The 18,466-nt window shown below is 71.5% G+C and carries 16 protein-coding genes and 1 riboswitch; of the genes, 8 read left to right on the forward strand and 8 right to left on the reverse strand.

Annotated elements, in window-relative coordinates; translation table 11 throughout:
• Positions 1-146: 146 nt before the first annotated feature.
• Positions 147-1,262 (reverse strand): glycine cleavage system aminomethyltransferase GcvT, encoded by a 1,116-nt coding sequence (gene gcvT / locus ADX84_RS08775; protein WP_049570322.1) that lies wholly within the window; start codon positions 1,260-1,262, stop codon positions 147-149.
• Positions 1,263-1,402: 140 nt separating this feature from the next.
• Positions 1,403-1,504, reverse strand: a riboswitch (glycine riboswitch).
• Positions 1,505-1,708: 204 nt separating this feature from the next.
• Here gcvT and ADX84_RS08780 point away from each other — a divergent pair.
• Positions 1,709-2,599 (forward strand): serine hydrolase, encoded by an 891-nt coding sequence (locus tag ADX84_RS08780; protein ID WP_049570325.1) that lies wholly within the window; start codon positions 1,709-1,711, stop codon positions 2,597-2,599.
• A gap of 36 nt (positions 2,600-2,635) precedes the next feature.
• Here the strand turns inward: ADX84_RS08780 and ADX84_RS08785 are convergent, their stop codons facing one another.
• The gene (locus ADX84_RS08785; protein ID WP_049570327.1) at positions 2,636-3,646 is read right to left on the reverse strand and encodes an Lrp/AsnC family transcriptional regulator; all 1,011 of its coding nucleotides are present in this window, start codon (positions 3,644-3,646) and stop codon (positions 2,636-2,638) included.
• A 194-nt stretch (positions 3,647-3,840) separates the two neighbouring features.
• Between ADX84_RS08785 and ADX84_RS08790 the strand changes: the two genes are divergently transcribed.
• The 3 genes from ADX84_RS08790 (at position 3,841) to ADX84_RS08800 (ending at position 8,064) form a co-directional block, all read left to right on the forward strand.
• Positions 3,841-5,112, forward strand: a complete 1,272-nt coding sequence (locus tag ADX84_RS08790) for an amidohydrolase family protein (RefSeq protein WP_049570330.1) — start codon at positions 3,841-3,843, stop codon at positions 5,110-5,112.
• A gap of 40 nt (positions 5,113-5,152) precedes the next feature.
• Positions 5,153-6,763 carry an AbgT family transporter gene (locus ADX84_RS08795; protein WP_049570333.1) on the forward strand — a complete coding sequence of 537 codons (1,611 nt, stop codon included), beginning with the start codon at positions 5,153-5,155 and terminating at the stop codon, positions 6,761-6,763.
• 62 nt (positions 6,764-6,825) lie between these two features.
• The gene (locus tag ADX84_RS08800; protein WP_049570338.1) at positions 6,826-8,064 is read left to right on the forward strand and encodes an amidohydrolase family protein; all 1,239 of its coding nucleotides are present in this window, start codon (positions 6,826-6,828) and stop codon (positions 8,062-8,064) included.
• Between the two features lie 91 nt (positions 8,065-8,155).
• On the opposite strand, the gene ADX84_RS08805 is transcribed toward ADX84_RS08800, so the two are convergent.
• A complete protein-coding gene (locus ADX84_RS08805) occupies positions 8,156-9,217 on the reverse strand; it encodes a 3-deoxy-7-phosphoheptulonate synthase (RefSeq protein WP_049570341.1) in 1,062 nt (353 codons plus the stop codon).
• A 224-nt stretch (positions 9,218-9,441) separates the two neighbouring features.
• A complete protein-coding gene (locus tag ADX84_RS08810) occupies positions 9,442-11,157 on the reverse strand; it encodes an AMP-binding protein (RefSeq protein WP_049570344.1) in 1,716 nt (571 codons plus the stop codon).
• A gap of 212 nt (positions 11,158-11,369) precedes the next feature.
• On the opposite strand from ADX84_RS08810, the gene ADX84_RS08815 reads away from it, so the two are divergent.
• The 3 genes from ADX84_RS08815 (at position 11,370) to ADX84_RS08825 (ending at position 13,868) form a co-directional block, all read left to right on the forward strand.
• On the forward strand, positions 11,370-12,272 hold the full coding sequence (locus ADX84_RS08815) for a DUF4429 domain-containing protein (RefSeq protein WP_049570347.1): 903 nt from the start codon (positions 11,370-11,372) through the stop codon (positions 12,270-12,272).
• A gap of 42 nt (positions 12,273-12,314) precedes the next feature.
• Positions 12,315-13,271 (forward strand): prolyl aminopeptidase, encoded by a 957-nt coding sequence (gene pip / locus ADX84_RS08820; RefSeq protein WP_049570349.1) that lies wholly within the window; start codon positions 12,315-12,317, stop codon positions 13,269-13,271.
• 405 nt (positions 13,272-13,676) lie between these two features.
• Positions 13,677-13,868: a ferredoxin gene (locus ADX84_RS08825; RefSeq protein WP_049570351.1), complete on the forward strand. Its 192-nt coding sequence runs from the start codon at positions 13,677-13,679 to the stop codon at positions 13,866-13,868.
• Here ADX84_RS08825 and ADX84_RS08830 read toward each other — a convergent pair.
• Both ADX84_RS08830 and ADX84_RS08835 read right to left on the reverse strand, forming a co-directional pair.
• The gene (locus tag ADX84_RS08830) at positions 13,852-15,117 is read right to left on the reverse strand and encodes an NAD(P)/FAD-dependent oxidoreductase (RefSeq protein ID WP_049570355.1); all 1,266 of its coding nucleotides are present in this window, start codon (positions 15,115-15,117) and stop codon (positions 13,852-13,854) included. The genes ADX84_RS08825 and ADX84_RS08830 overlap by 17 nt on opposite strands.
• A gap of 129 nt (positions 15,118-15,246) precedes the next feature.
• Complete coding sequence (locus ADX84_RS08835; protein WP_049570358.1) at positions 15,247-16,209, reverse strand: asparaginase; 963 nt, start codon at positions 16,207-16,209, stop codon at positions 15,247-15,249.
• Positions 16,210-16,409: 200 nt separating this feature from the next.
• Between ADX84_RS08835 and ADX84_RS08840 the strand changes: the two genes are divergently transcribed.
• Positions 16,410-17,336 carry a PolC-type DNA polymerase III gene (locus ADX84_RS08840; protein ID WP_049570360.1) on the forward strand — a complete coding sequence of 309 codons (927 nt, stop codon included), beginning with the start codon at positions 16,410-16,412 and terminating at the stop codon, positions 17,334-17,336.
• A 55-nt stretch (positions 17,337-17,391) separates the two neighbouring features.
• Here ADX84_RS08840 and ADX84_RS08845 read toward each other — a convergent pair whose 3' ends face one another.
• Positions 17,392-17,646, reverse strand: coding sequence for a hypothetical protein (locus ADX84_RS08845; protein ID WP_049570364.1), 255 nt, complete (start codon positions 17,644-17,646; stop codon positions 17,392-17,394).
• Between the two features lie 162 nt (positions 17,647-17,808).
• The gene (locus tag ADX84_RS08850) at positions 17,809-18,465 is read right to left on the reverse strand and encodes a TetR/AcrR family transcriptional regulator (protein WP_049570366.1); all 657 of its coding nucleotides are present in this window, start codon (positions 18,463-18,465) and stop codon (positions 17,809-17,811) included.
• Position 18,466 lies beyond the last annotated feature (1 nt).

An 18,466-nucleotide genomic window follows, 5' to 3' on the forward strand; every position in this document is an offset into this window, starting at 1 on the left:
AGGTGTTCCATTTGTCTGCCGTGCGCCCGTACGGCGACCCGGCCCGGCCTACGCCTGGCCACACCCCGTCCGTACCGGTCCCTCGTGGGGATCCGGCCGTGCGGGGCGTGCAGGTTCTCGGGTCCGCCCGGAGGCGGCCCCGCTTCCTACGACTGCCGCTTGTAGAACGGCAGCTCGACCACGTCGACTTCCTCGCCCCGCCCGCGCACGTCCACGGTGAACGTGCCGGTCGCGGTGTCGAGGTCGCCGTCCACGTAGGCCATGGCGATGGGGCGGCCCAGGGTGGGGGAGGGGGCGCCACTGCTGGTGACTCCGATGACCGTGCCGTCGCGCAGCACGTCCTGGCCCTTGCGGAGAGGGCGGCGGCCACGGGAGACGAGGCCGATCAGGCGCCGCTCGCGAGCGGTGCGCGAGGCCTCCTCGAGCGCGGCGCGGCCCACGAAGTCACCGGGTTTGTCGAGCTTGACCACGCGGCCCAGCCCGGCGTCGAAGGGGGTCAGCCCGGCGTTGAGCTCCTGGCCGTAGAGCGGCATGCCGGCCTCCATACGGAGGGTGTCACGGGAGGAGAGCCCGGCCGGGACCAGCCCGTGCGGTGCGCCCTCGGCCATGAGGGCGGCCCAGACCTCGGGCGCGCGGTCGGCGGGCCGGACGAAGATCTCGAACCCGTCCTCACCGGTGTAGCCGGTGCGGGCGAGCAGGACGGGGACCCCGGCGACGGTGTGCTCGTAGCCCGCGTAGTAGCGGATGTCGTCCAGGTCGGCGTCGGTGAGAGGGGCGAGGATCTCCACCGCGCGCGGGCCCTGGATCGCGATGAGCGAGTAGTCGGCGGACTCGTCGGCGACCTCGACGTCGAAGCCGGAGGCCCGCTCGGCCAGGGTGGAGGCGACCACGGGCACGTTGGCCGCGTTGGCCACGACCAGGTACTCCTGCTCGCCGAGCCGGTAGACGATGAGGTCGTCCAGGACGCCGCCGTCCTCGGCGGTGATCATGGTGTAGCGGGCGCGGCCCACCTTGACCTTGGACAGGAAGCCGACCAGCGCGTGGTCGAGGGCCTCTGCGGCCTGGGGGCCGGTCAGCCGGATCTCGCCCATGTGGGAGAGGTCGAAGAGCCCGGCGGCCTCACGGACGGCGGTGTGCTCCGCGGTCTCGCTGCTGTAGCGGAGGGGCATCAGCCATCCGGCGAAGTCGACGAGCGTCGCCCCGGCCTCTTCGTGGGTCTTGTGCAGCGCGGTGAGGCGCGGCGCGGTCGCGGACTCTGACATGGGCACTCCCGAGAGGATGGGTGTCGTGCGTAAGGCGTTGCCATCCTCCCCCTCTGTCATGGGTGCCTGAGAGCTTCACCGCGCGCTCGGCGTGGTTTGCACCTTCGGCGAGGGAACGTGTCCCTGCTTTCCAGAGTGGTCTCGCCCGTACGGTCCGCTGTGCCTGAGAGGTTGTCTTCGGGGAGGGATTGCTCCTTCGGCGGCCCACGCTGGATACGCGGACACTCTCCCGTACGGGGTCAGCAACACGCTCAGCCTAGCAGCGGCGAACTGGGGCGCCCAAGACTGCCCGGGTGCTCGTGGACGACCGGGACGCCCATGCCCGGACGCTTGGGGACGACCTTCGCGACACGGTCGCCGGAGGCGGCCAAGCGGGGTGTGTGACCACCGGGCATGCCCTAGCTTTGTGGGTGGACGTTCCCGCGGACAGCCTGTGGAGGAGACGAGTGCGTACCGACACCGAACACGCTCCCGGGAGGTCCGGGCGTGCCACCGGCCGCTTCGCCCTCGGAGCCGCCGGTTGTGCCATCACCCTGTTCACCGGGGCGGCCTGCGCGACGACGGACGAGCCGGAGCCCGCGCAGGGCACGGTCGGCAACCCCGTCCAGCTGGGCGACGTGCAGACCGTGGAGCGTCACGACCTCGAGGCGGTCTTCGCCGAGGCCGGGGTGGACGGCACCTTCGTGCTCTTCGACGCCGGTGACCGGTCCGCCGTCGTGGTGAACCTGGACGAGGCGGGCGAGCGCGCCGTGCCCGCGTCCACCTTCAAGCTGCCGAACACGCTGATCGCCCTCCAGACCGGTGAGGTGTCCGACGTGGACGACGTGATCTCGCCCGAGGCCGGCGACGACCTGAGTCTGCGCGAGGCCCTGCCCACCTCCGACGTCCCGGTGCACCAGGAGGTCGTCGACCGGATCGGGTTCGACCGGATGTCCACCTGGGTGGACCGGTTCGACTACGGCAACCGGAACGTCGGCGAGGAGGGGGCGATGGACCGGTTCTGGCTGGAGGGTCCCCTGGAGATCTCCGCGATGGAGCAGGCCACCTTCGTCGCCGAACTCGCCCGCGAGGAACTGCCCGTGGACGTCGAGCACCAGCGAGCCCTGCGTGAGCTGCTGTTGGTCGAGGAGGGTCCCGAGCACCAGCTGTTCGGCCGGACCGGCCTGGGCGTGGACGTGGACCCGGTGCCCGGCTGGTGGGTGGGCTGGGTCGAGCGTGGCTCCGAACTGCACACGTTCGCGCTGCGTCTGGAGGTCGAGGACCAGGAGGACGCGGAGCTGCGCGAGTCGCTGGGCCGTGAACTGCTGGTCGCCCTGGACATCCTTCCGGCGGCCTGACGCGTCCGTTCCGCGACCCGCGACCCGCGGGCCCGACTAGGGGTCCTCGGGCGAGCGGAGCTGGATCGGGACCGAACGCACGAAGCGCTGTTCGGAGTCGGTCACCCCGCCCATGAACTTGAACGTGCGCAGCGTCATCCGGCGGTCGGCGATGCGCAGTCCCGGCAGCTCCTCCAACAGTCTGCGCTCCACACGGGTGAGGTCGGGGGCGTCGCGCAGCCACAGGATGAACAGGGTGTTCTCCGGGCCCGCGATGGTCGTGCACAGCCGGACCTCGGGGATGCGTTCCCCCAGGTCGGGCACGCCGTCCAGAACCTCGGGTTCCACCGTTCCCCACAGGGTGGCGGCGCTCGGCCAGCCCATGTGCGCGCGGGAGATGTCGCAGCGCAGCCCGAGGAGGCCGTCGCGCAGCAACCGGTTGATCCGGCGCGCGGCCGTGGTGGGCGCGATGTCCAGCCGTTCGGCGATGGCCTGGTAGCCCAGTCGCGCGTCCGCGCACAGCAGGTCCACGATGCTCTGGTCCAGCTCGGTGACGCGTTCGCTGCCCCCCGGGTCGCGCACCCTGGGGGAGAGGGCGCGCAGTCGGCGCCGCTGCCCCGGTGAAAGGGCGCGGACCTGCCACAGGTAGGCCTCCCGGGGGACCTCGGTGACCACGTGCACCCGGTAGGAGACCACGTCGGGGATGCCACCCACCCAGTTGAGCAGGTAGTCCGCCAGCCCTCCTCCCGGCACCACGGTGAGCATGAGCTGGTGGGACCCGGCCACGAACTGGATGCTCAGGGTGTCGCGGTCCTCGGCCAGCGCCGCCGCGACCCGCTCCACCGATCCGTTGCGGCAGCTCAGCTCCACGTAACTGAGGTACCGACGGGCCATCACGCGGCGGCGGGGGAACGCGGCTATGCGCGCCAGCCCCTCGTCTTCCAACCGCTTCCACCGGCGGGCCAGCGTGGTGGGGTCCGCGTCCAGGACCGGCCCGAGCTCGGCCCAGGTGGCCCTGGGCGCCAGCTGGAGCGCGTTGATCAGGGACAGGTCGAACTCGTTGGGCATGCTCGATCCCTGCAAAATCCACCTCCTCCGTAGCTGTTCCCGGCGATTTCCGCAGGTTACCGGAGGATCCACGTAGGTTTCCGCAAGATCAGAAGCGCGGCCCCGAGCCGCGAGTCCGTTGGATTGCGCACCGTCGCGTCCGGGTGTCCGCCTCGCGGCACCAGGGACCCGGTGCGATGAGAAAGGTGGCGTCGATGACCTCGGCTGGCAGGACCCTCGTGGTCCGCGACGGAACCGTGATCGACGGGACCGGGGAGGGGCCCCAGCGCCACCGGTCCCTCATCCTGCGCGACGGCCGGATCGACTGGATCGGCCCCACCGACCAGACACCGCACGTCGGCGAGCCGCACCGGGTGGTCGACGCGGCCGGGGGCACGATCCTGCCGGGATTCGTCGACACCCACGTGCACATGACCATGTCCGGCGACGGCATGAACCCCGCCGACCTGATCAACCAGCCTCCCCACTACGGCTACTTCACCGCCATCCCGCGCCTGAGGGCCACCCTCGACGCCGGGGTCACCAGCGTCCGCGACCTGGCCGGACTCGACCAGGCCGTGGTCCGTGCCGTCGACGAGGGCATCATCCCCGGTCCCCGCGTCACCACCGCCTACCGGGCCCTCGGCCCGACCGGCGGCCACGGCGACTTCCGCACCTGCTGCGGCTTCGACTACGGGGCGATCCTGGGACCGGACGGCGCCGTCTCGATCAACACCGACGGCCCCGCCGAGGCCCTGCGCGCCACCCGTGAGGTCATGCGCAAGGGCGCCGGGGTCATCAAGGTGATGGCCAGCGGAGGCGTGTGGAGTCCCCAGGACACCCCCTGGCACGACGGGCTCAACGTCGAGGAGATGTCCGTGATCGTGCGCGAGGCCGCCAGCCACGACATCCCCGTGGCCGCCCACGCCCAGAGCGCTCGCAGCATCCGCAACGCCCTCACCGCCGGGGTCACCAGCGTGGAGCACGGCTACGAGATCGACGAGCGGGGCATCCAGCTCATGCTGGACGGCGGTGCCTTCCTGGTGCCCACCCTCTCCACCGCCACCACCCCGCCCGACCCCGCGAAGTCGGCCGACTACGCGGTGGCCAAGAAGCTCAGGCTCCAGGAACACCTCAGCGAGAACATCACCGCCGCCGTCCGGGCCGGGGTCCGCGTGGCCCTCGGCACCGACTCGGGTATCTGCCCGCACGGCCGCAACCTGCGCGAACTCGCCCTGCTGGTGGAGCACGGCATGAGCCCCATGGGTGCCCTGCTCGCAGGGACCCGCGACGCCGCCGCGCTCCTCGGGCGGAGCGAGGAGATCGGCACCCTCGAACCCGGCAAGCGCGCCGACGTCGTCGTCTGTTCGGGAGACCCCCTCGCCGACATCACCCTGCTCGGTGATCCCGACAACGTCACCGTGGTCATCAAGGACGGTGCGGTCCACAAGGACACCACCGGAACCCGACCGGGCACCGCGAACTGACCAGGCCCCACCCGCCACCCCTTCGTCCCGGAGGTGACCCATGAGCACCCCACGCCCCAAGCTGGGCGGCGCAGTCGAGACGCGCCCCGGCTTCCTCACCCGCTCCCTCGACAACATCGAGCGCCTCGGTAACAGGATCCCCGACCCGTTCGTCCTCTTCCTGCTGCTCTTCGCGCTCGTCGCCGTCGCCTCCTCGGCCCTGTCGGCTCTGGGCGCCACCTACGTGGTGCCCGGCAGCGAGGACGGAGCCCAGGAGATCAGGGGCTTCTTCACCGCCGAGGGCCTCACCTGGCTCACCACCAACCTGGTCCCCAACTTCATCGGCTTCCCGCCCCTGGGCGTGGTGCTGACCATCCTGCTGGGCGTCGGCATCGCACAGCGGACCGGCCTGCTCAACACACTGGTCCGCCGGGCCTTCAGCGGCGCGCCCCAGTGGCTGCTCCCGTACGTGGCCGCCCTGGTCGCGGTCTCCGGCAGCATCATGAGCGACGCCGCGATGGTGGTCATCCCGCCGCTGGCCGCGATGGTTTTCAAGGCGGCCGGGCGCCACCCCGTCGCCGGTCTCCTCGGCTCCTTCGCCGCCGCCATGGCCGCGTTCAGCTGCAGCCCCTTCATCACGAGCACCGACGCGCTGCTCTCCGGCATCACCAACACCGCCGCCGCGTCGGTGGAGGGACTGGGCACCACCCACGTCAGCCCGATCTCCAACCACTTCCTCACCTTCACGATCGCGATCGTGCTGAGCGTCGTGGCCGGTTTCCTCATCGACCGCGTCCTCGAACCCGCCCTGGTACGGCGCGGGGTCAGCCGCGAGCAGACCGGTGCCGAGGACGGCGCGGCCGCTGGGACCGCCGAGGAGCGCCCCGACCTGAAGATGGACGCCGAGCTCACCCCGAGTGAGCGCGGCGGGATGCGCTGGGCCGGGATCGCCCTGGTCCTGACGGTCGTCGCGGTCCTGCTGGTCACCCTCCCGCCGGGCGCGCCCATGCGCAACGAGGACGGCGCGTTCCTGCCGGAGTCCCCGCTGCTCAGCTCCGTGGTCTTCCTGGTCTTCCTCACCCTGGCCGTGCCGGGAGTGGCCTACGGCCTGGCCACCCGGGCGATCCGGGGCGGGGCCGACGTCGCGCGGATGATGGGCCACACTGTGAAGGAGATGTCCGGCTTCGTCGTCCTGGCCTTCGTGATGGCGCAGTTCCTGGAGCTGTTCAACTGGACCGGCCTGTCCACGTGGATCGCGATCAAGGGCGCGGAGACGCTGGAGGCCACCGGGTTCACCGGGTTCGGGGCCATCCTCTGCTTCATCCTGCTGGCCTGGCTGATCAACTTCTTCATCATCTCCGGCTCCGCCCAGTGGGCCCTGTTCGCCGTGGTGTTCGTCCCGATGTTCGCCCTGCTCGGCTACGAGCCCGGCTTCGTCCAGGCGGCCTACCGGATCGGCGACTCCACCTCCAGCGTGCTCTCGCCGCTCAACCCGTACGTGATCATCGTCCTCGGCTTCCTGAAGTCCTACGAGCCCAAGGCGGGCATCGGCACCGTGATCGCGCGCTGCCTGCCCTTCTCGATGGTCTTCCTGGTCATGTGGGTCGCCGTCTTCGCGGTGTTCTACTTCGGTGGCCTGCCCATCGGCCCCGGCATGTACCCGCAGCTGTAGACCACGGGCCCGGGGGACCGGGCCCGCCATCCCGCCCGCACACCGACGTAAGGAGACCACCCATGACCGGCGCCAGGACCCTGTACCGGGACCTCACCCTCATCGACGGCACCGGAGCCGCCCCGGTCACCGACGCCGCCGTCCTGGTCGAGGACGGCCTGATCGCCTACGCCGGGCCCTCCGCGAACGCACCCGAGCCCCGACCCGAGGACACGGTGGAGAGCCTGGGTGGCCGCACCCTGCTGCCCGGGTTCATCGACACCCACGTGCACTTCGGGTTCTCCGACGGCCGAGCCCTGGCCACCAACAACGCGGACCTCTCCCGCAGCCTGCACGCCTTCGAGTCCGCCGAGCGGATGCGGGTCACTCTGGAAGCGGGCGTCACCGGCGCCCGTGACCTGGGCGGGGCCGACGCCGGGTTCCGTATCGCGCGGGAACGCGGTCTGATCCGGGGGCCGCGCCTGAGCATGGCGCTGCGCCTCATGAGCCACACCGGAGGCCACGCCGACTTCACGCTGCCCTCCGGAGCCAACCCGCACGACTGCGAGCACACCGCCGCCGAGATCGTCGACTCCCCGCAGGAGGCCCGGGTGGCCACCCGCAGGCTGGTCCGCGACGGCGCCGACGTCATCAAGGTGTGCGCCACCGGCGGGCTCTCCAGCCCCTCGGACGGCCCCACCGACGAGGGGATCACGGAGGAGGAAATCGCCGTGATCGTGGCCGAGACCGCCAAACACGGCGGTCGGCCGGTGGCGGCGCACGCCCAGGGTGCGGCGGGGATCAGGAACGCCGTGCGCGGCGGGGTGGCCAGCATCGAGCACGGCTACCTCATCGACGACGAGGGCATCGACCTCATGCTGGAGCGGGGCACCTTCCTCGTGCCGACCCTGACCACGTTCGACTTCGAGGACCGGGTCCACCTGATGACCCGGAAGGCGGTCGACACCAAGCGGGCCCTGGCCGAGGAGACCCACCGCCGGATCTCCCACGCGGTCAGCCGCGGCGTGCGGGTCGCGATGGGTACGGACGCCGGTATCTCCGAGCACGGCCGCAACCTGCGCGAACTCGCCCAGCTGGTGTCCGTGGGGCTGTCGCCCATGGAGGCGATCAAGGCGGGGACGAGCAACGCCGCGGAGCTGGTGGGCACCGCCGACACCACGGGCACGGTCGAGGCCGGTAAGTTCGCCGACCTCGTGGTGTGTGAGGGCGACCCCCTCGCCGACGTCTCACTGCTGGGTGACCGCGCCAACGTGGTGCTGGTCCTCCAGGGCGGCGAGGTCGTCAAGGACACCCGGGCCTGACCCGGCGACCGGCCGACCCGGTCCTCCCACTCTGGGGGACAGGGCCGGGCCCGGCACACCGTTCTCGTGCCGGGCCCAGCGTGTGTCGGGATCAGGCGGCGTTCTTGCGGCGCTGGCGGACCGCCTCGGCCAGGTTCTCCAGGACGCCCTCGGTGGTCTCCCAGCTCATGCACTTGTCGGTGATGGACTGGCCGTAGGTGAGCTGGTCCGGGTCGCCCAGCTTCTGGGCGCCCTCCACGATGAAGCTCTCCAGCATGACGCCGACGATCCCCTTCTGACCCTCGGCGACCTGGGCGGCGATCTCCCGGGCCACGCCCGCCTGGCGGACGTGGTCCTTGCCGCTGTTGGCGTGGCTGGCGTCGATCATCAGGCGGCGCGGCAGCTTGGAGCCCTCGATCACGTCCAGGGCGGAGGCCACCGACGCAGGGTCGTGGTTGGGGCCGCTGCGCCCGCCGCGCAGGATCACGTGGCAGTCCGGGTTGCCCTCGGTGACCACGACCGAACCGGCGCCGGCCGGGTCCACGCCGAAGAACGTGTGGGAGGCGGCGGCCGCCCCGACGGCGTCCACGGCCACCTGCACGTCGCCGTCGGTGCCGTTCTTGAAGCCGACCGGGGTGCTCAGACCGCTGCTGAGCTGGCGGTGCACCTGGCTCTCCGTGGTGCGGGCGCCGATGGCGCCCCAGGAGACCACGTCGGCGATGTACTGCGGGGTGATCGGGTCGAGGAACTCGGTCCCGGCGGGCAGCCCGAGGGCGTTGATGTCGATCAGCAGCTCACGGGCGGTGCGCAGGCCACGGTGCACGTCGTAGGTGTCGTCCAGGCCCGGGTCGTTGATCAGGCCCTTCCAGCCCACCGTGGTGCGCGGCTTCTCGAAGTACACGCGCATGACCACGCACAGCTCGTCGCTGACCGAAGGGACGAGGTCGCGCAGGCGACGCGCGTAGTCCAGGGCCGACTCGGTGTCGTGCACCGAGCAGGGACCGACGACGACCAGGAGGCGGTCGTCGGCGCCGTCCAGCACCCGCTTGACCTCGGCGCGCGAGCTCTCCACGAGGGCGGTGCTCTCCTCGCTCATGGGGAGCTCGGCGAGCAGGTCCTGGGGGGCGATGAGCGGTTTGTAGCTCGCCACCCGTGTGTCGTTGGTGCTCGTCATCGTCTCCCCTGGTCCCGTCACGTCGATCGCCTGGCGACAGATGCTCGTGCCGCACCTTGACCGTAGCGCGGTCCGGCGGGGCGGACACGGTCGCGGTGGAATTCGACGTGCAAACCCGGGATGGGAAAGGCCACACCAGCGCATTTCGCGGGAAGTCGTCCCAACCAGCGAGACACAATGGCCCCGGCTGCCATTCCCGCCGGGTGCCCCGAGCGCCCGGGGGATCAGTCCTTCAGCCCGGGGAGGTCCTCCTCCCAGTACTCGCGCGGGTTGCGCACCCCGTCGGCGACCGTGCCGCGCTCGGTCTCGGCGCGGCGCAGCCGGACCCGCCTGATCTTGCCGGAGGCGGTCTTGGGCAGGTCGGCGAACTCCAGGCGGCGGACCCTCTTGTGCGGGGAGAGGCGGCTCCTCGCGTACTCCATGATGGCGCGGGCGGTCAGGGCGTCCGGTGCCACGCCCTCGGCGAGGGTCACGTACGCCTTGGCCACCGAGAGCCGCAGCGGGTCCGGTGACGGCACGACCGCGGCCTCGGCCACGTATTCGTGCTCCACCAGAACGCTTTCCAGCTCGAATGGTGAGATGCGGTAATCCGAGGCCTTGAACACGTCGTCGGATCGGCCGATATAGGTAATGGAGCCGCGCGAATCCCGCGTGGCGATGTCGCCCGTGCGGTACAGCCCGAGCCGCGTCACGTCCCGGGTGGTGTCCGGGGCGTCCGCGTAGCCGCGCATCACGCCCACGGGATCGTCGCTCATGTCCACGCAGATCTCGCCGGTGTCGGAGGGCCTCGCCGTCTCCGGGTCGACCAGGACCACGTCGTAGCCGGGCATGGGACGTCCCATGGACCCACGGGCCACCTCCTGGCCGGGGCCGTTGCCGACGAGCAGGGTGGTCTCGGTCTGCCCGAACCCGTCCCGCACGGTGAGCCCCCAGGCCTCACGGACGTAGTCCACGATCTGCGGATTGAGCGGTTCCCCCGCCGCCACCACCTCGCGCAGCGGCACCTTCCACGCGGTCAGGTCCGCCTGGACCAGCATCCGCCAGACCGTGGGCGGCGCGCACATCGTGTGCGCCCCGCACCGCACCGCCGCGTCCAGCAGGGTCGCCGGATCGAACCGTTCCTGGTTGACCACCAGCACCGTGGCCTCCGCGTTCCACGGCGCGAACACGCTGCTGTAGGCGTGCTTGGCCCAGCCGGGCGCGGACACGTTCAGGTGCACGTCCCCGGGCCGGACCCCCAGCCAGTACATGGTGGACAGGTGCCCCACCGGGTAGGAGCTCTGGGTGTGGGTGACCAGCTTGGGGCGCGCCGTGGTGCCGGAGGTGAAGTACAGCAGGAGCGGGTCGTCGGGGCCGGTGGGTCTGGGCTGGGTGAACTCCAGGCCGGAGTGCTCCGAGTCCGGGTAGCTGAGCCATCCGTCCATGTAGCCCACGCAGATCCGGGTCCAGTGGCCGCGCAGGTGCTCGAACCGCTCGGTCTGCTCCGGCGAACACACCACGTGCGCGACCTCGCCCCGGTCCAGCCGGTCCACCAGGTCGGCCTCGGACAGGTTCGTGGCGGTCGGGGTGATCACCGCGCCCAGCTTCACGGCGGCGAGCATGATCTCCCACAGCTCGACCTGGTTGCCGAGCATGAGCATGATGCGATCGCCCGGGTGCACCCCCTGGCCGATCAGCCAGTTCGCCACCTGGTTGGAGCGTTCGGACAGCTGGCGGTAGGTGTGGTGGGCCTCGGTCCCGTCCTCCTCCACCAGCCACAGCGCCGTGCGGTCCGGTCGGGTGGCGGCCACGTGGTCGAAGTGGTCCAGCGCCCAGTTGAACCGTTCCGGCCTGGGCCAGGTGAACTCCCGGTGGGCCGTCTCCTGGTCCTCCCGGTGCTCTAGGAGCAGGTCCCGCGCGGCGCGGAACTCCCGTGCCCCCTCGGTCATCTCGTGCGACATCGAAGGCCTCCGGTTCGGGGGCGGCGCGCCGGGCGCACCGCCACGGGCTCCCGACCACCGCAGGGGTGGCGGGACGAGGTGTGCCCCTGCGGTTCTACCCGGAACGGGACATCCCGACCCATCACCACCGCCGCTTCGGTCCGGATCGGGCGGCACGGGGGCCCGGGGACGGGGGGTGTCCGTTCGCGACCGGCGCCCTAGGATGGTCTCCCATGGAGGAACTGCACGGACACCACGCCATCTGGCGCTTCGACGAGGAGACGGTGCGCATCGGTTTCGGCACCGGTCGCAGGGTGCCGGCCCTGTTCAGGGCACTGGGACACTGCTCCGTCCCGTTGAGCGCCGTGCACGACGTGGAGTTCGATCCGGGGGATCGCAAGCAGGGGTGGCGGGTCCGGCTGCGCCTGTTGGAGGGGGCCGACCCCTACGCGCCTCTGGAGACCGTCGGCGCCGGTGGAGCCTCCACGCCGCTGGTTCTGACCGGCCCGCACGAACGGGAGCTGGTCGCCGAGTACTGCGCCGACCGGATCACCGAGTCGGCCCGCTACGCCCGCGAGACCCTCACGGGCCCGCTCGACCCCGCCCAGGTCGCCAGGGCCCTGGTGGTCGGCCTGCCCTACCAGGCGCGCACCGGGGAGGGCTCGGTCTCCTTCGACGGCGATCGGGTACGCCTGGTGTGGGACGGCTGGATGGCCAGCACCGCCAAGGGACAGGAGAAGTCGCGCGATTTCCCCCTCTCCGAGATCGAGTCCCTTCAGTGGTTCCCCCAGCGCGACTTCGACGAGGGCTTCCTCCGGGTCGTGCTGCGCGGGGTGACCATGCCCGAGGCCTCCGGTCTGGAGAACGACTTCTTCACGCTTGCCTCGCACGGCCTCAAGGGCAGCGAGGAGAGCCTGTTGATGGCCGCCACCGTCAACACCCACATCGCCCTGGCCAGGGGGGAGACCGCCGACGAACCGGCGGCCCGAGCCCCCGAGTTGGAGGCGGCGCCCCCCGCAGAGGGCAGCGACGAGATCTTCGCCAAGATCCGCGAGCTCGGCAGCCTCCACGCCGAGGGGCTGCTGACCGACAGCGAGTTCAGCAACAAGAAGGCCGAACTCCTCGACCGGCTCTGACCGGGAACCACCCAGCCACGAACACCACGAAAGGGCCACGCCTTGCGCACCTTGTACCCGCCCATCGAGCCCTACGACTCGGGCACGCTCGACGTCGGCGACGGACACCGCGTCTACTGGGAGCTGTGCGGGAACCCGACGGGCAAGCCTGTGGTGTTCCTGCACGGCGGCCCGGGCGGCGGCTGCACCCCCGACCACCGTCGGCTCTTCGATCCGGAGCGGTACCGCATCCTCCTGTTCGACCAGCGCAACTGCGGCCGGTCCACCCCGCACGCCAGCCGGATGGACGCCGACCTGTCCACCAACACCACGTGGTCGCTGGTCGAGGACATCGAGCGGCTGCGCGAGATGATCGGCGTGGACGCCTGGCAGGTCTTCGGCGGTTCGTGGGGCAGCTGCCTGGCCCTGGCCTACGCCCAGAAGCACCCCGAGCGCGTCACCGAGCTGATCGTGCGCGGCATCTTCACCCTGCGCGACCAGGAGCTGCGCTGGTTCTACCAGGAGGGCGCCTCGAACCTCTTCCCGGACCTGTGGGACTCCTACCTGGAGCCCATCCCGGAGGAGGAGCGGGACGACCTGATCAGTGCCTACGCCCGCCGCCTGGAGTCCCCGGACCGTGAGGTGCGCCTGGAAGCGGCCCGGGCGTGGAGCGTGTGGGAGGGCTCGACGATCACGCTGCGGCCCAACCCGGCGCTGCGGGAGCACCACGCCGACGAGGACTACGCGCTGGCCTTCGCGCGGATCGAGAACCACTACTTCCACAACAGGGGATTCCTCAGCCCCGAGCAGCTCATCAAGGGTGCCGAGATCATCCGGCACATCCCCGGCGTGATCATCCAGGGGCGCTACGACGTGTGCACACCGGTGCGTACCGCCTACGACCTGCACCGTGCCTGGCCGGAGGCGGACTTCCACATCGTCGACGACGCGGGCCACGCCTTCAGTGAGCCCGGCATCCTCGACCTCCTCATCGAGGCCACGGACCGCTTCGCCAAGTAGCGGGTGGGGTCGCGCCCGGCCGGGCGCGACCCCACGCCCCAGTAGCGGTACGGGACGGAGCAGTCGGTGCGTTCGCCGGTCCCGCCCGGACAGCCACAGCGGGGCGGCCGGGAGCGGCGATCGTTGCCGGGGCGCAGGGAGGGCGGGTGCGTCCGGCCCGTGGACCGAGCGGTGCCCCCGGTCCTCGTCGATGTCCCGGTCGTCCGTGCTCGTGTCGTCCGTACCCACCTCCCACACCGTTGCCGTTCCGCAAACAGGTGTTGGGTGTGGCGGCGGTCGCGTTGGGCTGGTTCTCCTCCGGCCGGAAGAGGTCCCGGGAGAAGCCACCGGCGACGCGGCGGGGTGTGGCTAGGGTGTTGCCACCCGCAGACCCCAAGGGCCCACGGCCCAGGAGAGAAGGACGACATGCGAGTAGAGGTCGACTACGACCAGTGCGAGAGCAACGCCCTGTGCATGGCCGCCGCCCCCGAGGTGTTCGAGGTCAGGGATGACGACTTCCTCTACCTCCTGACCGAGGAGCCGGGCGAGGAACTCCGCGAGAGCGTCCTCAGGGCGGAGCGCCTGTGCCCCAAACGAGCCGTCACCGTGACGGGGTGACCCCCGCGGCGGCCAGCGCCTCGTCCCAGGTGGTGGGCTTCTCCAGCAGGCCGCGGTAGCGCATGGTGCGTGGGGTGGAGCGCAGACCCAGCACACCGGTGAGCATCCCCCCACGCCCCAGGAACGCGACGAACTTTCGGTCCTCCGGTGACCCGTGCACGAAGCTGACCTGATCGGCGGGCGCGCCCTGCCCGAGGAGCTGAATCTTCTTCCGGTACTGGTCCGACCAGAAATAGGGCACCGGGGTGAACGGTGTCCGCCCCGATCCGGCGAGCAGGTTGCGGGCGGCCGCCTCGCCCTGCTCGCTCGCGTTGGTCCAGTGCTCCAGCCGAATCCGACCGCCGAAGCGCGGGTGCGGCCAGTTGGCCAGGTCCCCGACCGCGTACACGTTCGGCACCGAGGTCGCGGAGTACTCGTCGCACACCACCGAGCCGTCGTCGAACAGCTCGACCCCCGAACCGCGCAGCCACTCGGTGTTCAGGTGCACGCCGACACCGGCCACCACCAGGGAGGCGTCGATGGCGGAGCCGTCCGCCAATCGGACCCGCTCCACCCGTCCCGCGCCCTCGAACCCGCTCACACCCACACCGAGGCGCACGTCCACGCCGTTCTCCCTGTGCAGGTCGGTGAGGACCCCTCCGATCCGGGGGTCGACCACCCGGGTCAACGGAGTGGGCGCCGCCTCGATCAGTGTGACCTCCATGCCCACGGCTCGGGCGCTGGCGGCCACCTCGGCGCCGACGAACCCGGCACCGACCACCACCAGGTGCCCGGAGGAGTCGAAGGCCGCCCGGACCGCCTCGGCGTCGTCCAGGGTGCGCAGGACGTGCACGCCCGCCAGGTCGGTGTCCGGGCGCCGCGCCCGCGCCCCGGTGGCCACGATCAGCCCGTCGTAGCGCAGCGAATCCCGCTCGCCAGGCCCCTCCACACGCACCTCCCGTGCGGCGGTGTCCAGTCCGACCACCCGGGTGCTGGGCCGGAAGTCCAGGTCCAGGCCGTCGATGACGGAGTCCTCACGCAGTCGGAGCGCGCGGTGTCCGACCAGCCAGCCCGGGTCGCCGCCGGTCGGCTCCAGACCCACACCGGTCAGGGCCTCCTTGGACAGCGGAGGCCGGGAGTAGGGCCGGTGGGCCTCCTCCCCGACCAGGGTCAGGCGCCCCTCGTACCCTCGCTCACGCAGGGCCTCGGCCGCGTGCAGGCCAGCCATGCCCGCACCGGCGATGACGATCTCGTTCAGGGTGTCCGACACCGATCTCTCCTTCAGTCGTCCCGTTGTCCCGGGTCCCGCGCACCACGTCCCGCCCTCCGCCCGGCGCTCTCCTGCCCGTCCCGGTCCCAAGGGCGCCGAACACCGGCCGAGGCGCCAGCGGAGCGGGGGCTACAGGGCCCGCACCTCGCCGACGGTCGCCCCGCCGCCGCTCACGGGGGTGGTCAGGCGGTCGCCCACCGGGCTCACGTCCACGCCCAGGGCACGCAGGGCGGTCAGCCCGACGGCCACGCGCGAACGCTCCTGGGCGTCACCATCGCTGATCTTGACCGCGACGGTCTCGCCGGTGGGCGCGTTGAGCACGAGCACGCCGTCCGCGCCGATCTTGGAGACCAGGCCGGGCATCCGGGTCATGAGGTCGGTGTCGACGCGCTCGGGGCCCGACACGTACTCGGGGTGCGCGCTCATCGCCTCGATGATGTCGTGCTCGTGTGTGCCCTCCGGAGACAGGCGCATCCCCTGGACGCCCCGGGCCAGACCGGCGAGGGTCACGGCCAGCTGGGGCGCGCCACAGCCGTCGACGGCGGTGTGCGCGATGGTCTCCCCGCACATGTCCTCGATGGCCTCGCGCACCAGCAGCTGGAGGGGGTGCTCCGGGTCGAGGTAGTCGTCGGTGCTCCAACCCCCGGCCACACAGGCGGCGAGCATGCCCGCGTGCTTGCCGGAACAGTTCATGTACCGGGACTCGGGCTCGCGCCCCGCGGCGACGAAGGCCCGGCGTGCGGTGGGGGAGCCGGGGGAGTCGGGCGGGCACTGGAGGGCGTCGGTGGTCAGCCCGACGGAGGTCAGGATCCGCTCGGCCTCGGCGGCGTGGAACTCCTCACCGCCGTGGCTGCCCGCCGCGATCGCGAGGGAGGGGCCGGTCAGTTCGGCGCCCGCGCGCAGCATGGCCAGCGCCTGGAAGGGCTTGGCGGACGAGCGGGGGAACATGGGGTCGTGTACGGGGCCGCGCGCGTAGGCGATCTCACCTTCGGCGGACAGACCGATCACCGCTCCGTAGTGCACGCCCTCGCGCATCCCGGACCGGACGACCTCGGCCAGGGGGGCGTAGCTGGGCAGCGGTGACTGGTTCATGCGGCTTCTCCTCGCCGTTGAGGCTGTGCGGTGAGTGCCCGTTGGCGCCGGGCACGCGTCAAAACGTACACACCCCCCTCCTTCTTCCCGTCCGCCGGTGTGCCGTCCGTGAACCCCCACGCCGTGGGGCGGCCGGTGTCGGGCACGGGCAGTAGGGTCGTGAACCGACGTTGATCGACCACAGGGAGTAGGGACAGACGATGGGAACGCTGCGGACGGGCGCACTGACCCGGAGAAGGGTCGGCATGCGAGCGGCGGACCTGGAGTACGCGGTACTCGACGTCGAGACGACCGGGCTCGACCCGCGCGAGGGCGCGCGGCTGGTCGAGATCGCCGTGGTGCGGGTGCGCGGGGACGGCACCCTCGTGGAGGAGTTCAGCACACTGGTGGACCCGCGGGCGCCCGTCAGCGGTCAGGAGTTCCACGGGATCGGCGAGGGGGACGTCATCGGTGCCCCGCGCGCGGAGTCGATCGTGCCCCGTATCGCCCAGCTGCTCTCCGGCGCCGTGGTGGTCTGCCACAACCTGGACTTCGAGGAGCGCTTCCTCTCCTCCGAACTGGTGCCCGCAGGGCTGCCGCGCGGCCTCTCGGGGCTGTGCACGCTGCGCGCCCTGCGCTCCCAGCTGGATCTGCCGCGCTACTCGCTGCCGCGCGCCACCCACCTGCTGAGCGGGGAGTGGCCCACCGGTCAGCACACGGCGCTCGGCGACGCGCGTGCGTGCGCCCGGCTGCTCGTGGAGATGATCGCGAACGCTCCGGGCGAGCTGCGCTACACCGGCCCGGAGCCCCGCCTCCTCCGGGTCGACGTGTCCCCGGACGAGGACGCGCTCCTGGAGGAGCCGGTGCGCTGGAAGCCCCGGACCACTCCCTTGCCCGGTGGCCTGGACCCCCTGAACACCTGGAACGCGCGCTGGCGCGGCTCCGAGCTGGACGCGGCGCTGTGCGGAGGCGCCTTCCGCGCCACGGAGCGCGTGGTCGCGGAGTCCGCCGCGCGGCGAGGGTCCCGGCTGCGGAGCCGGGTGGCCGCGGTCGCGGCGGTGACCGGAGGGATCGCGGCCACCGTCGCGGGCGGGCTGCTGGTGCGTATGGCCGGAGGGCGCGGCGGCCCCGGGGGCCGCTCGAACTGAACCGGCCGGCCGAGCAGGCCGAACCCGGCCGGTTCGGCCAGCCGGTTCAGTTCGGTCAGAGTCCGGACAGGCTGAGGAAGAACGCCACGATCAGCGCGCTTCCGCCGACCGCCGTGAACAGGGCGCGTCCCTGTTCGGTCAGCCGGGCGGAGACCAGACACACCCGCGGGGGCACGCTGGTCCGCTGGGCGGTGGCGACCCCACCGGCGGAGCGTGGATCGGGCAGGCGTCCGGGCACGAAGCGGGGCACCTTGTTGAAGAGGGCGATCGACACCAGGGTGGCGCCGAAGGCGATCAGTGTGAGGGACACGAGAGGAGGGCCTAACTGAACTCGGCGGCGGTCGGATGGGGACGCCCGGGTGGGGATCGGGCAGTGCGGGTCGTTCCCCGCCTCCGTCGCTTCATGCAGTGGGGCGCTGGCCGCTAACGGCCAGCATCCGATTAGAACCGGACCCTTATTACCGAGGGTGTTTCACTCGGAACTCTGAGTGTTCTCCGGGGTGGTCGAGGGCAGGATCGTGTCCACCGTTTCGGTCCTCACGCCGAGGGCGCGGAGCACGAAACGGGTCACCAGAGCGTGCGTCCCGTCGATGTCGACCTCACCGTTGACCAGTGGCAGTCGCTGCGAGCCCACCATGGACAACGTCAGCCCCGCGACGCGTTCGGAGGGCAGGCGGTCGAACTCACCCGCGGCGGTGCCCTCCTCCAGGATCTCGGTGAGCAGGCGCTGCATGGGGGCCACGTGCGCGGCCAGTGCCTGGTAGGCGTCGGGCCCCAGGCTGGCGCCCAGCTCGGCGGCGGGCGGGTGCGGGTGCGCGACGATGCCTTCCAGCTGGAGGCGGACGAAGGCTGACAGGCGGCGGGCGGCCGAGACCCCCGAGGGGAGCTCGCGTTTGTAGCGTTCGACGAACGCGGTGCTGACCTGCTCGGTGAAGGCCAGGAGCAGCGCGGGCTTGTCCGGGAAGTAGTTGTACAACGCGGTGCGGGTGATGCCCGCCGCGTTGGCCACGTCGGTCATGGAGATGCGGTCGATCCCCTGTGACCTGGTCAGCTCCTCGACGGCGTCCATGATGCGCTCCCGTGTGCGGGCACGGTGAGCGGCGATGGTCGGAGCCGTGATCTTGGGCATG

It is taken from the genome of Nocardiopsis sp. SBT366 (genome assembly GCF_001083815.1).
In the GTDB taxonomy this organism is placed as follows: Bacteria; Actinomycetota; Actinomycetes; order Streptosporangiales; family Streptosporangiaceae; genus Nocardiopsis; species Nocardiopsis prasina.